The organism is Actinomycetota bacterium (assembly GCA_005888325.1).
Taxonomy (GTDB): domain Bacteria; phylum Actinomycetota; class Acidimicrobiia; order Acidimicrobiales; family AC-14; genus AC-14.
The window spans coordinates 116,278-130,015 of record VAWU01000062.1; the positions used below are offsets into that span (position 1 = coordinate 116,278).

The 13,738-nt window shown below is 71.6% G+C and carries 12 protein-coding genes; 8 read left to right on the forward strand and 4 right to left on the reverse strand.

Features of this window, described 5'->3' with window-relative positions; translation table 11 throughout:
- Positions 1-8 precede the first annotated feature (8 nt).
- On the reverse strand, positions 9-488 hold the full coding sequence (locus E6G06_18165) for an FABP family protein (GenBank protein TML87472.1): 480 nt from the start codon (positions 486-488) through the stop codon (positions 9-11).
- A gap of 70 nt (positions 489-558) precedes the next feature.
- Here E6G06_18165 and E6G06_18170 point away from each other — a divergent pair, with 70 nt between their 5' ends.
- The 4 genes from E6G06_18170 to E6G06_18185 all read left to right on the forward strand — a co-directional run bounded on the left by E6G06_18170 (position 559) and on the right by E6G06_18185 (position 4,835).
- A complete protein-coding gene (locus E6G06_18170; protein TML87473.1) occupies positions 559-1,041 on the forward strand; it encodes a DoxX family protein in 483 nt (160 codons plus the stop codon).
- 135 nt (positions 1,042-1,176) lie between these two features.
- Positions 1,177-2,358, forward strand: coding sequence for an amidohydrolase (locus E6G06_18175; protein ID TML87474.1), 1,182 nt, complete (start codon positions 1,177-1,179; stop codon positions 2,356-2,358).
- 12 nt (positions 2,359-2,370) lie between these two features.
- Positions 2,371-4,041, forward strand: a complete 1,671-nt coding sequence (locus tag E6G06_18180) for a hypothetical protein (protein TML87475.1) — start codon at positions 2,371-2,373, stop codon at positions 4,039-4,041.
- Between the two features lie 134 nt (positions 4,042-4,175).
- Positions 4,176-4,835, forward strand: a complete 660-nt coding sequence (locus tag E6G06_18185; GenBank protein TML87476.1) for a CAP domain-containing protein — start codon at positions 4,176-4,178, stop codon at positions 4,833-4,835.
- Here the strand turns inward: E6G06_18185 and E6G06_18190 are convergent.
- From E6G06_18190 to E6G06_18200, 3 genes are read right to left on the reverse strand one after another with little or no spacing between them, the layout of a single operon-like run.
- The gene (locus tag E6G06_18190) at positions 4,832-5,428 is read right to left on the reverse strand and encodes a fuculose phosphate aldolase (protein ID TML87566.1); all 597 of its coding nucleotides are present in this window, start codon (positions 5,426-5,428) and stop codon (positions 4,832-4,834) included. The genes E6G06_18185 and E6G06_18190 overlap by 4 nt on opposite strands.
- A 44-nt stretch (positions 5,429-5,472) precedes the next feature.
- Positions 5,473-6,456: a 3-phosphoglycerate dehydrogenase gene (locus E6G06_18195; GenBank protein ID TML87477.1), complete on the reverse strand. Its 984-nt coding sequence runs from the start codon at positions 6,454-6,456 to the stop codon at positions 5,473-5,475.
- Positions 6,457-6,513: 57 nt separating this feature from the next.
- Positions 6,514-8,829, reverse strand: a complete 2,316-nt coding sequence (locus tag E6G06_18200) for an acyltransferase (protein TML87478.1) — start codon at positions 8,827-8,829, stop codon at positions 6,514-6,516.
- Positions 8,830-8,963: 134 nt separating this feature from the next.
- On the opposite strand from E6G06_18200, the gene E6G06_18205 reads away from it, so the two are divergent.
- The 4 genes from E6G06_18205 to E6G06_18220 all read left to right on the forward strand — a co-directional run.
- A complete protein-coding gene (locus tag E6G06_18205) occupies positions 8,964-10,292 on the forward strand; it encodes a xylulose kinase (GenBank protein TML87479.1) in 1,329 nt (442 codons plus the stop codon).
- Positions 10,292-10,501, forward strand: a complete 210-nt coding sequence (locus E6G06_18210) for a ferredoxin (protein ID TML87480.1) — start codon at positions 10,292-10,294, stop codon at positions 10,499-10,501. Before E6G06_18205 ends, E6G06_18210 begins: the two co-directional genes overlap by 1 nt.
- A complete protein-coding gene (locus tag E6G06_18215) occupies positions 10,501-11,730 on the forward strand; it encodes a cytochrome P450 (protein TML87481.1) in 1,230 nt (409 codons plus the stop codon). The genes E6G06_18210 and E6G06_18215 overlap by 1 nt, the downstream gene beginning before the upstream one ends.
- 15 nt (positions 11,731-11,745) lie before the next feature.
- Positions 11,746-13,738 (forward strand): acyl-CoA dehydrogenase (locus E6G06_18220; GenBank protein ID TML87482.1); only part of this gene is annotated, 1,993 nt, incomplete at its 3' end.

Genomic DNA, 13,738 nt, shown 5'->3' on the forward strand with positions numbered 1-13,738 from the left:
CCGCGGGACTACGCGCCGGTGCGCGTGAGGCGCGCGCGCAGATGGGGTTGCAACGGCTGGCCCACCGCGGCCATGTGCAGGTCGTAGGCGAGCTCGTCGTGGCGAACGCGGATGTCGCGCGTGAGCTGCTCGACATCTTTCGCGGATTGCGTCTTCGCCGTCGCGGTCGTGGCCAGCGCGATCGAGGTGCCTGACAGCTCGCCCTCCGCGACCTCGACGACACCCGTAGGGTGGGCGATCACCAGCTCGACGTGCGTCCCGCCGGTCAGGCGCCAGAAGCCCGATTCCCCGTGCAGCGGCCGCCCGTCGTCGAGCGACCACGTGCGCTGCGTGTAGGACAGGAACGGCTTGCCGACGTGTGAGACGCGGATCTCCTCGCCGTAGGCGAAGTCCTCGATGGTGGAGTAGTAGCCGGTGCCCTCGCCGATCCACGAGCCGAGCAAGAAGCCCAGCGGCGCGATATCGGGATGGAGCTCGGGGCCGGACATCTCGGTGGCCGAGGCTACCGCCGGTCCCGATCGCTTGACACCCACCGGCGGCCCGCGTTAGGTGAAGCCGATGTCACCGGGGGTCGATGCACTGGTCACCGCCGCCCGGACCACCCTGCTCGACGTCGACGAATGGCTCGCGGTGCTGCGCATCGGGCTCGGGCTGTGGTGGCTCGAGAGCTGGCGCCACAAGAACAAGGAGGCGTGGTTCGCGCGCGGGTCGGGGATCGCGTGGGCGAAGTCGGTGGCCGACGAGCACCGGTGGGGTTTCGTGCGCACCGGGTTCAACCGCGTCGTGGCGCCTCGGCCGAAGCCCATGTCGTACGTGGTCGTGTTCGGCGAGCTCGCCATCGGGCTCGGTCTCGCGCTCGGCTTCCTCACCCCGATCGCCGCGGCCGCGGGACTGGTGCTCAACGTCCTGTACTTCGTGCTGATGATCCACGACTGGGCCGAGCAGGGGCAGAACTCGATGATGGCCCTGATCGCCGTCGTCGTCCTGGGCACGCACGCCTGGCAGACGTGGTCCATCGGCGAGGCCGTAGGCCTCTTCTGATGTGGCAGCCGTAGGCCTCTTCTGATGTGGCAGCCGTAGGCCTCTNNNCGTAGGCCTCTTCTGATTGCTCGCTCCCCGGCGGCGCCGATAGCCTGACGCAAGCGTCAGCAACCGGCTCGACGACCTGGAGGTCCGATGGCGTACGACATCATCTCGGCCGACGCCCACATCCTGGAGCCCACCGACATCTGGGAGACGTGGCTCCCGCAGAAGTACGCCGACAAGGCGCCGAAGTTGGTCAAGGACGTGGACGGCGGCGACGCATGGCTCTTCGCCGGGGCCTCGGAGCCCGACCCCATCGGGCTCGTGTCGACGCCCGGCATGGCGTGGGACAACTTCCGCTGGACGGGCGTGACGTACGAGGAGGCCCGCGCCGGGTGCTACGACGGCGACGAGCGCCTGAAGGACATGGACCTCGACGGCGTCGACGCGGAGGTGCTCTTCGCGCCGCAGCGCACCATCGGCCACTTCCTCGGTGACGAAGACGACGACTTCGTCCTGGCCGGCGTCGACGCGTACAACAACTTCCTCTTCGAGCAGTTCTGCGCGCCCGATCACACCCGTCTCGTCGGGATGGCGCAGATTCCCTCCATCGGTGTCGACGTTGCCGTCGACTACCTGCTCAAGGTGGCGGCGCGCGGCTTCAAGGGCGTCGTGCTCTCGAACTGGCCGTCAGGCGGCGACAGCCTGTCGGACGACGACGAGCCCTTCTGGGCCGCGGCTGCCGAGACGGGCCTGCCCGTGTGCATCCACATCAACCTGTTCTCCCGCCGTCAGCGCCAGGCGCAGCGCGCCGCGGCCAAGCGCGCCTCGGAATCCGGCAAGGGCACCCTCTACGGCGGCAAGGAGGCCAAGGCCAACGCAAAAGCGGTCGCCGGCCTCGGCGGCGTGTTCGCTTCGGTGCCCGGCACCATCGGCCAACTCATCTTCACCGGCGTGTTCGAGCGCCACCCGGCGCTCCACATCGCCATGATCGAGACGGGCGTCGGATGGATCCCGCACTTCCTCGAGCAGATCGACGACCGCTACTGGCGTAACCGCTCCTGGGGCAACATCCCCATCAAGCAGGCGCCGTCCTTCTACTGGTTCCGCAACATGAGCGCCACGTTCATCACCGACCGCAACGGCATTGAGAATCGCTACGGCGTCGGGGTGGACAACATCATGTGGAGCACCGACTACCCGCACCACGGCAACGACTGGCCCTACTCGCGGAAGAGCATCGCCGATGCCATGGGCCACATCCCCGCCGACGAGCGCGCCAAGATCGTGGCCGGCAACGCGCGCCGGATCTTCGGGCTGGGCGGGACCGGGTAGCGTCGGCGGCTCGTGGAGCACACGGGCCTGAGCACGGCGGTCGAGCGGCACGTCGTCCCGGGCGACGTCGTCCACCTCGGCCTCGGTCACTCGCGTTGGACGGCCGCCGCCCGCGAGCTCGTGCGTCAATGGTGGGGCCGCGACCCGGGCTTCACCCTGGTCATGCTCAGCCTGTCGTCGCTCGGCGCGCTCTTCTTCCGCGGAGGGTTGGTGCGCAAGGTGATCACCGCGTACTCGGGCGACTCGTTCCCGACCTACACACCCAACCCGATCTTCCAACAGGCCTACGCGAGCGGTGTGATCGAGGTGGAGCACTGGTCGATCCTCACCTATGTGCAACGGCTGGAGGCGGCGGCGCGCGGCCTGCCCGCGATGACGACCGGTTCGCTACGCGGCTCGTCGATGGCCGCCAACGCCGACTACGCGGAGATCGAGTCACCGTTCGGGCCCGTCGGGTTGCTGGCCCCGCTCACGCCCGACGTGGCGCTCGTCCATGGCGTGGTGGCGGACCACGCCGGCAACGTCGCCTTCAACCCCCCGCTGCTCGAGGGTGTGTGGGGCGCGCTGGCAGCCCGCCGGGGCGCGATCGTGACGGTGGAACGGGTCGTGGACGACCTGTCGCCGTGGGCGGAGCGGGTGCTCCTCCCCGCCCACCGCGTGCTCGCGATCGTCGAGGCTCCGTTCGGAGCGCACCCCGGCGGGGTGTTCGCTCGCGGTCTGCCGACCGACGGCTACGGCGAGGACGTCGAGTTCTGGGTGGGTGCCCGCGACGCCGGTCGTGGCGACTTCGACGCGTGGGCGAAGACCTGGTGCCTCGACATCACGACACACGACGAGTACCTCGCGCGGGTCGGGCGCGAGCGACTCGAGTGGTTGCGCGCTCGCACCGACCCGCTGTCGTGGCAGGCCGACGCGGACGCGTGCCCGATCGACGAGGACGCGCCGGTGACGCCGTGGGAGCGAGCGGCGACCTGGGGCGCGCGCGAGCTGGTCGACCGCATCGACGCGACCGGCGCGCACGCGGTGCTGGCCGGCGCGGGCGTGGCGAACCTGGCCGCATGGGTGGGCGTCGACACGGCGCGGACGCGCGGGCACGCCACCGAGCTCACTGCGGAGCTGGGCCTCTGGGGGTACCACCCCACCCCTGCGGACCCGTACATCTTCAACCAACGCTCGTTCCCCGCCGCGTCGCGGCTGTCCGACGCCTCCAACATCCTCGGTCAGGTGATCGGAGGTCAGGGCAACACCGTCATCGGCTGCCTCGGCGCAGCCCAGGTCGACCGGCACGGCAACATCAACTCCACCCTCGTTCCCGGTGGCCCGTTCCTGGTGGGATCCGGCGGTGCGAACGACGTGGCGACGCGCGCCAACGAGTGCGTCATCGTCACCCTCGCCCGTCCCGACCGACTGCTCGACCAGGTCGGGTTCGTGACCAGTCCCGGCGACCGGGTGCAGGCCGTCGTCACCGACGTCGGCATCCTCCGCCGGCGTGACGGCGACCTGCGGCTGGCTGCGGTCGGCGCCGGCTCTGAGCCCCTGGCCGAGCGGGTACGCCACGCCGCGGCCGGCTGCGGTTGGGACGTCGCCGTCGAACGGGTGGTCGCCGAGCTCGCGCCGCCGACGCGGGCCGAGGTCACCGCGCTCCGCCGCTACGATCCGCGGGGCCTCTTCCTCGGTCGCTGAGCCCGACGGAAGGGGGGCGGGTCACGCAGCGTGCGTTTGCGCTCACGTTCCCAGCCCCGGTACCAACTGGCGTCCCCGGCCCAGGCGGCGGGAGACGCCGAACAGTGCTCGCTTGCGGAGGGGAGTGCGAAGTCGTGCGGAGAGCCGCTGCTGCTGCAGTCGCGGGGTTGGTGGTGTTCTGCGTCGTCACGCCGGCGCCGGCTCGTGCCACCGCTGCGGAGGAGGGCGAGCTCCTGTCGCTCCTCAATGCTCTGCGGTCGAGCCGTGGCCTACGACCCGCCGTCGTCCACGCCGAGCTCCAGGCGCGGGCGGATGAATGGGCGCAGCGCATGGCCGCGGCGCGAGCCATCTTCCACTCACCCCTCGAGCAACGGGTTCACGCGGACTGGGTCCGCCTCGGGGAGAACGTGGCCGTCGACGTCTCGGTCGAGGCCGCCGAGCGTGCGCTCGAGGCGTCACCCGATCACCTGATCAACCTGGTGAGCCCGGCGTACGACTACGTCGGCATCGGCGTCGCGCACGGCGCCGACGGCGGCGTCTACGTCGTGCAGGAGTTCATGCAGCTCGCCTCGGGCCCGCCGCGACAGCCGGCGCCGGCGCCGCCACCACCGGCGGTCCCGAAGCGTCGGGCTCCGGCACCCGCCCGCCCCAGGTCGAGCCCGGAGCGCCCGCCCCTGCCATCACTTCGACCTCTGGCCTCGTCGGCACCACCGCAGCCGTCGAGCCGGTTGACCGACGTCTTCGGTCGCCTACGCGAGTTCGACGCGGCGGTCACCCGGAGCCGGCATCACTAGGGGCTCGTGCGCAGGAACTGGTAGTAGGTCGCGAACGTCTCGTTGACCTTGTCGGGCAGCGTGTGCACCTGCCCCAGGGCTCTTGCCCCCCACACGATCTGCGCGCTGCGCTCGATGAGCGCGGTGATGTGCAACACCTTGGCCGGCGAGGGGCCGACCGCTACGGTCCCGTGGTTGGCCAGCAGCGCCGCGCCCCGGCCCTGCAGGCACGCCACCGCGTTCTTCCCCACGTCCTCGGTGCCGCTCATCGCGTAGTCGGTCACAGCCACATCGCCACCGACGAAGATCGAGAACTCGTCGATGCACGCAGGGATGGGCTCGTGCGCGACTGCGAACATCGTGGCGTAGACGGGATGCGCGTGGATCACCGACTTGATGTCGTCGAAGCCCTTGTAGCAGGAGAGGTGCAGCAGCTTCTCCGACGAGGGCCCGCGCGTGCCTTCGAGCACGTTGGCGTCGAGGTCGATGACGCAGAGGTCGTCGAGCGTCATGGCCTGATAGTCCACTGACGACGGTGTGATCACGACGTAGCCGTCGGGCAGACGGGCCGAGATGTTGCCTGCCATGCCCTCGGTGAGGCCCTTGCGCAACATGTCCTTGGCTGCGGCCAGCACCTGCTGCTTGATCTCGTCCACACTCACTTCAGGACCTCCGGGTTCACGATGTGCACGGGTCGCTCGCCCGTCAGCAGGCGGGCCAGGTCGTCGGCGACGAGACGCGAGTGGTTGGCCTCGGTGTCGTAGGTGGCCCCGCCGATGTGCGGCGTCAGCACCACGTTGTCCATCCCGATCAGCGGGTGGTCGACCGGGAGGTGCTCACCGACGAAGTGGTCGAGGCCGGCGGCCGCCACCTTCCCCGACTGCAGGGCGGCGACGAGCGCGTCGGTGTCGTGGAGCTGGGCCCGCGCCGTGTTGAGGAAGACGACGCCGTCGCGCATCTGGTCGAACTGGGCCGCGCCGATGAGTCCCTCGGTCTCGGGCGTGACGGCCGCGTGCAGCGAGATCACGTCCGCGGCCTGGAGCACCTCCTCCAGCGAGTGCTTCGCGTCTTCCGCATAGGGGTCGTGCGCCATGACCTTCATGCCCAGGCCCTCGAGCCGCCAGCGCAGGGCGCGACCCACCGCGCCGAGGCCCACGAGGCCGACCGTCTGCCCGGCCACCTGCCAGGCGCGATAGCGCTGGTACGGGATCGTGCCGCCCCTCCACACGTCGCCCGCGCGCACGTCGCGATCCGCCGGGACCACGTGGCGCGTCACCGAGAACAGCAGCGCCACCGCGATTTCGGCCACCGCGTCGGCGTTGCGCCCCGGAGCCCGCAGCACGGGGATCCCGGCCGCCGTCGCGGCGGGGACGTCGACGTTGGTGGGGTCGCCGCGGGTCGAGCCGATGGCGATGAGCGGGAGCTGCATCACCGGGCCCGCACACACGTCGGACTCGCAGATGACGATGGTCGCCCCCTCCTGCCGGGCCCGTTCGGCCAGCTGCTCGGCGTTGTACATCCGCATCGTGTCGGCGGTGATCCATGGATCGAGGACCACGTCGGCGAGGTCCCGGAGCGTCTCGAGGCCCTCCCCTCGGAACGGCGCCGTCACGAGGGCCACGGGCCGGGGGGTTGCTGACATGGGCGTCATCATCGCGGACCGGCGCCACCCGCGTGCAAAGTGGCACGTCGACGGCGGTCAGCTCGACGAAGCCAGCTGGTCCATCATCCACCCGGCCAACCACCGGGCGCTCTCGCCCCGATAGTGGATGCCGTCCTCCCGCACCGCGAACCCACGTTCCGTCTTCTTGCACGTGCTGCGGGTCGGGCAGATGAAGCGGGCGACGTCGAGCAGCGTCCGCCGGTGACCTTCGCGCGCGACCGATCGGTAGATCGCGTTGACACAGTCGTCCTTGTCGAGGGTGCGCACCGACTGCATGACGTAGGAGTAGGCGGCGGTCGTGATCGCGACCCGCGCCCCACCCGCGCCGAGCATGTCCGCGGCCTTGCGCAACTCGCGCCGGTACAAGTTGTCGTACGCCGGCGTGCACGGTTGGATGTAGCGCCCGTGGTAGTTCACCGCGATGTCGCCGGGGTCCGAGATCATGAGCACGACGACGTCCGGATCGAATCGCGCGACCGCGTCGCTCCACGCAGTGGTGCAGTCGATCGCGGGACGCGGGAGGCCGGCCCACCGCACGTCGGTGATCCCGGGGGGGAACGTGCAGGCCAGGAGCCCGCCGTTCAACACCACGAGCGGCGGGTTGCGGTGCAACTGCTTCAAGCCCTCACCCACGAAGAAGCTGACCGAGTTGCCGACGATGAGCACGCGGCGGGCGCCAGGTGTGGTCCGCGATTCCGCCAGCGCCTTCCGGACGCGCCCGGGATCTGCCCGCGTCGGGCCCGACGGTGTGCTCGCGCCGGCCGTGCCGGCGATCAGCGCGATCAGGAGGAACACCGCGGTCGCCGGCACCAGGGCCTTCAACTGGGGCACGCGCAAGGCCCCGCGGCGGATCGGTTGCTCGAGCACGCGGTAGGACACGGTGGCGACGACCAGCGTGACGGTGATGCGGAGGAGCACCAGCCACCATCCGTGCACGTGCGTGCGCTCGTCGTTCAAGAAGACGTACACGGGCCAGTGCCAGAGGTAGACGCCATAGCTGATGAGCCCCAGGCCGCGGAGCGGGGCGGTGCTCAGCGCCCGGGCGAGGGGTCCGGGGCGGGGGTGAGCGGCCGCCGCGATCACCGCCGCCCCCGCCAGCGCGGTGAGGAACAGACCGCCCCGATAGAGCCCGTCGGACTGCCCGGCCACGCGGGTCCACGCGTAGACCAGCACGAGCACCCCCGCCAGCCCCGCCCCCTCGAGGGCGCGGCGCCCGCCTCGGCTGTGAGCCACGCCTCGCCACGCCACCAGCGCCGCGAGCACCGCCCCGATGAGGATGGACGCGGCGCGGGTGTCGCTTCCGTAGTACACCCGCGTCGGGTTGCCGGGTCGGGACAGCAGCGCCATCTCGAGCGTGGAGGCCAGGGCCAGGCCCCCGGCCACGAGGAGCACCCGTCGGGCCAGGTGCGCGCCCCGCCAACGCCACAGGCCCCAGATGACGAGCGGCCAGACGAGGTAGAACTGCTCCTCGATGGCGAGGCTCCACGTGTGCTCCAGCGGCGAGGGCGCGGCGAAGAGCTGCCAGTAGTCCACGTGGGCGAACACCGCCCGCCAGTTGGCCACGTAGAAGAGCGTCGCCAGCCCGTCGCCCCGGATGCGGCTCAGCTCGTTCGGGGCCGCCAACAGCCAGGCGTAGAGGGCCACCCCGCCGAGCACACCGGCCAGGGCCGGCAGCAGCCGGCGCGCCCGACGGGCCCAGAAGGCGCGCAGCGCGATGGCGCCCGTGTCGGAGCTCTCGGCGAGCAGCAGCGAGGTGATGAGGAAGCCGGAGAGGACGAAGAACAGGTCGACGCCCAGGTAGCCGCCGGTCAAGTGCCCGGCGTGGAACAGCAACACGGCCCCGACCGCGGCACCGCGCAGGCCGTCGAGTGCAGGCATGTGGGCCAGACGCCCCGGCGCGCGAGCGGCATCGGCACCGACCCGCGGTGACGCGGCTGTCACCGCCGTCTCGGTCACCCTGCGTCCACCCCCCGAGGATCGAAGCCCGCCGTCCGGCGAGTGTAGGGCTCGGGCGTCCGGCTCCCGGAGCCACCACGGCCGGCAGGTGTCGCCCGGCCGGCGGTGGGGTAGGCCGCCGAGATGGATACCGGAATCATCATCGCCATCGTTGTCGCCGCCGCCGTCGTCGTGCTCGCGGCCATCCTGCTCCGCGCCCAACGGTCGAAGCGTACGGAAGCGCGGCGGGTCGAGGCCCGTGAGCATCGCGACCTGGCCGAGCAGACCCGGCTCGCCGCAGATCGCAAGGCTGCGGAGGCCGACGAGCGGGCGGCTCGGGCGAAGCGGGAGTCGCTGGCGGCAGAAGCGCAGCGACGCGAGGCGGAGCGCAGCCGGGCCGAGGCGCACGAGCTGCACGACCGGGCGGACGAGGTCGATCCGGACGTCGACGTCGACCGCGACGTGACGGCGGAGCCTCAGGCTTGACCTGACCGACCTGCGACGGGTCGCGCCCGGGCTCCTCGGGAGCCGTCGCCGGATACTGTCGGACCATGACGGCCGTGTCACAAGAGGTGACCGTCGGTCTCGACATCGGCACCACCTCGGTGAAAGCGGTCGCGGCCGACGCCGACGGCCGCGTCGTGGCCCGGGCGCGCATCCCGCACCGGCTGCACATCCCGGCGCCCAGCCGCATGGAGCACGACGCCACCCAGGCATGGCGGCGGGGCCCGCGGCGGGCGCTCGCCGCGCTCGGACAGCCTCGGGCGCGGGCGCTGTGCGTGGCGGCCATGGTGCCCTCGATGACCGCGGTCGACCGTCGCGGCATCCCCCGGGCGCCGGGCCTCCTCTACGGCGACGAGCGGGGTCGCACCGAGAGCGGCGCCAACCCGGCCGCGAGCGGCGAGGCGCTGGCCTTCCTGAAGTGGTTGGCAACCGAGGTTCCCGACGCCAGGGGCTACTGGCCTGCGCAGGCCGTGGCCAACTTTGCCCTCTCAGGGGAGCCCGCGCTCGACACCGGCTCCGCGTTCACCACCCACCCCCTGTTCACCGGGCTGGAGTGGGACGCGGCGGTGCTCGACGACGCGGGCGTTCGAGCCGACCAGCTGCCGCGGACTGCGAACATGGACGAGGCGGTCGGCAAGGTCGGCGACGCCCTGCTCTCGGCCGGCACCATCGACGCGCTGGGCGAGCAGCTGGTCGCGGGCGCCGACGCCGAGGGCGACGTGTTGGTCATCCTGGGCACCACGCTCATCGTCTGGGCCGCCACGACCGAGTGGCGCGATGTGCCGGGTCTCTGGACGATCCCGCACACGTCGCCCGGCCTCACGTTCATCGGAGGCGCGAGCAACGCGGGCGGCCTCTTCCTGAACTGGGCGCTGGCCCTTGCCGGTCGCGGCCGCGGTGCGGTCGATCCCAAGAGGGTGCCCGTGTGGCTCCCGTACCCGAGGGGGGAGCGCACGCCGTACCACGACCCGCACCGGCGAGCGCTCCTGCACGCCCTCGACCTCACCCACGACGCAGCGGCGGTGCGTCGCGCGGCCTACGAGGCCTCCGGCTTCGCGGCGCGCCATCACCTCGACCTGGCCGCGACGTCGCCGCGCCGCATCGTCGCCACCGGCGGGGGCGTGCGGGTCGCGGAATGGGTGCAAGCGCTGGCCGACTGCACGGGCCTGCCGGTCGACGTGGTGGCGGTGCCCGAAGGCGCGGCGCTCGGCGCCGCCTTCATCGCACGCGTCACCGCCGGACTCGAGTCCTCGATGACGGACGGCGCCCGCTGGGCGCGCACCTCACATCGAGTCGAGCCCGACCCGGCCTGGGTCCGGGCCGTGGAGGAGCGTTATGCGCAGTACCGCGCGCTGGCCGACGGAGGGAATGCGTGATGAGCCTCGAGATCAGCATCGACCGCGAGAAGTGCATGGGCTCGGGGAACTGCTCGTTCTGGGCCGAAGGCGTGTTCGACCTCGACGAAGACGGCATCGCGATCGTCGTCGATCCCACCGCATGTCCCGACGACAAGATCGTGCTCGCCATGCAGGGCTGCCCGACGCAGGCGATCTCCCTGACGCGCGCCGGCGAGCCGGTGGTGTGATGAGTGAAGCCACCACCGATCCGCTGGTGTTCAACCCGTTCGACCCCGCGGTCCGGGCCGATCCGTACCCGCTCTACCGGCGCATGCGCGAGGAGGAGCCGACCCACAGGAGCCCGCTCGGCTTCTACGTGTTCACGCGCTACGACGACTGCCTCACCGTGCTCAGGCACCCGCAGATGAGCAGCGACCAGCGCCACGCCACCGGCGCCGTCGAGTTCCTCGCGCAGGAGCCCGCGGCGAGGAAGATGGCGGAGGCCATGGAGGGCAAACGACCCTTCCTGTTGCTCGACCCGCCCGACCACACCCGCCTGCGCGGGCTGGTGAGCAAGGCGTTCACGCCACGCACCGTCGAGCGCCTGCGGCCGCGCATCCAGCAGGTGGTCGACGACCTCATCGACGAGGTCCAGCCCAAGGGCGCGATGGAGGTCGTCGAGGATTTCGCGTACCCGCTGCCCGTCGTCATCATCTGCGAGATGCTCGGCGTGCCGCCGTCCGACCACGAGCGGTTCAAGGGCTGGTCGCGCGACCTCGCGCGGGGCCTCGACCCGGACTTCGTGCAGCCCGTGGACGCCCTCGAACGCCGCTTCGAGACGGTCCTCGCGTTCCACGAGTACTTCCGCGAGCTCATCGCCCGCCGCCGCTCCGATCCGGGAGACGACGTGCTCACCGCGCTCGTGCACGCCGAGGAGCAGGGCGACAGCCTCACCGAGGACGAGGTGCTCGGCACGTGCACGCTGCTCCTTGTTGCGGGCCACGAGACGACCGTCAACCTCATCGGCAACGGCGTGCTCGCGCTCCTGCGACACCGCGACCAGCTCGAGAAGCTGTGGGCGGACCGGGACCTGATCAAGAGCGCGGTCGAAGAGATCCTGCGCTACGACCCACCCGTGCAGTTCGACGGACGGGTGGCGATGACCGACATCGACGTCGGTGGCGTCACCGTCGAGCAGGGCGAGCAGCCGTTGCTGATCCTCGCCGCGGCCAACCGTGACCCGCAACAGTTCGACGCGCCCGATACGTTCGACATCACGCGCACCGACAACCACCATCTCTCGTTCGGGAACGGTCTCCACTTCTGCCTCGGTGCGCCGCTCGCCCGCCTCGAGGGGCAGCTCGCGCTCGGCACCCTCGTGGGGCGGCTGCCGCTGATGGAGCTCGCGACCGACGAGCCCGCCTACAAGGAGAACCTCATCCTGCGGGGTCTCGCCGCGCTGCCGGTCACGTTCTAGGAGGACACGAAACCAATGCCGATCGGCATCACCGAGGAGCACGAGGCGCTGCGCCAGTCGGCGCGCCGGTGGCTCGAGTCGCGCTGCCCGCCGGCGGTCCCGCGCGCCCTGCTCGACGCTGACGCGGAGACGATGCCGCCCTTCTGGGCGGAGCTCGCCGGGCAGGGCTGGTTGGGCCTGCACGTTCCCGAGGAGCACGGTGGCCAGGGCTACGGCGTGCTCGAGCTCGCGGTCGTGCTCGAGGAGCTGGGCCGCGCCGCCGCGCCCGGGCCGTTCCTGCCCACCGCGCTGGCGGCCGCCATCGTCGCCGAGTCCGACGACCGAACGCTGCTGCCCGGCCTGCTCGACGGCACCACGCCCGCCGCGGTCGCGCTCGACGCGGACGCGCCGGTGCTCGGCGCGGTGCTCGCCCGCCTCGTGCTCCTGCCCGTCGACGACGGCTGGGGCGTCTTCGACGTCGAGGCCGGCGAGGTCGACGTGGCACCGTTGCCGAGCCTCGACCCAACGAGGCGCGTGGGATCGGTGCGGGTGAGGCGCGATCCCGACCGCGTGCTGCGCGGCGTGTCGCGCGATCGGGCGCACGTGCTGGCCGCGGTGATGGTGGCGGCCGAGTGCGCGGGCGGCGCGGGCTGGTGCCTCGACACCACGTCGGCCTACGCCAAGGTGCGAGAGCAGTTCGGCCGCCCCATCGGGCAGTTCCAGGCGGTGAAGCACAGGCTCGCCGACATGCTCATCACCGTCGAGCAGATGCGCGGCACCACATGGGACGCGGCGCGGGCTGTCGCCGACGCCGCCACGGCCACCCTGCCCGCCGCGGTCGCCGCGGGGATCGCGCTCGACGGGTTCGTTCGGTGCGCGAAGGACACCGTGCAGCTCCACGGTGGCATCGGGTTCACCTGGGAGCACGACGCCCACATCTACCTGAAGCGGGCCGTGAGCCTGCGGGCGCTGCTGGGCGGCTCCTCGTCGTGGCGCGCGCAGGTGGCGACGCTCGCGCTCGCGGGCGAACGGCGTGCGCTCGACCTCGAGCTGCCGGAGGAGGCGGACGCGTACCGGGTCGAGGTGCGCGCCTTCCTCGAGGAGATCGCGCAGCTCGACCGGCCGGCCAAGCGTGCGCGCATGGTCGCCGAGGGCTACATCGTGCCCAACTGGCCCCGCCCGTGGGGACGCGACGCCGGCGCGGTCGAACAGCTGGTGATCGACGAGGAGTTCCGCAAGGCGCGCATCCGGCGTCCGCATCTCGCGGTGGGCGCGTGGGCCCTGCCCACGATCATCACCCACGGCACGGCCGAGCAGCAGGATCGGTGGGTGCAGCCCACGCTCCTCGGCGAGCTCAGCTGGTGCCAGATGTTCAGCGAGCCCGGAGCGGGGAGTGACCTGGCCTCGCTGACCACCAAGGCGGTGCGGACCGACGGCGGCTGGCTGTTGAGCGGGCAGAAGGTGTGGACGTCGATGGCACGCGATGCCGACCTCGCGATCTGTCTCGCTCGCACCAATGCCGACGCGCCCAAGCACCTCGGCATCACCTATTTCGTCCTCGACATGCGTTCACCCGGCCTCGACATCCGTCCCCTGCGCGAGCTCACGGGCGTGGCCTGGTTCAACGAGATCTTCCTGTCCGACGTGTTCGTGCCCGACGCGTCCGTGGTCGGGCCCGTCGACGGCGGCTGGCCGCTCGCCCGCAACACGCTGGCCAACGAGCGGGTGTCGATGGGGTCGGGCTCCTCGTTCGGCTACGGCGTCGAGGCGCTCCTCGGCCTGGTGGAGGGCTCACCCGCGGCCGGCGACTCGCTCGCGCTCGACACGCTCGGTGGCCTCCTCGCCGAGGCGCAGTCGCTCGCGCTGCTCGGCTACCGGGGTACGGCCCGGTCGGTGTCGGGCGCCGACCCCGACCCCGCCGAATCGAGCGTGCGCAAGCTCCTGGGCGTCGAGCACGAGCAGCGGGTGCAGGAGTACGGGCTCGAGCTGCTCGGCCCCGCGGCCGCCACCACCGCCGAAGGCGATCCCG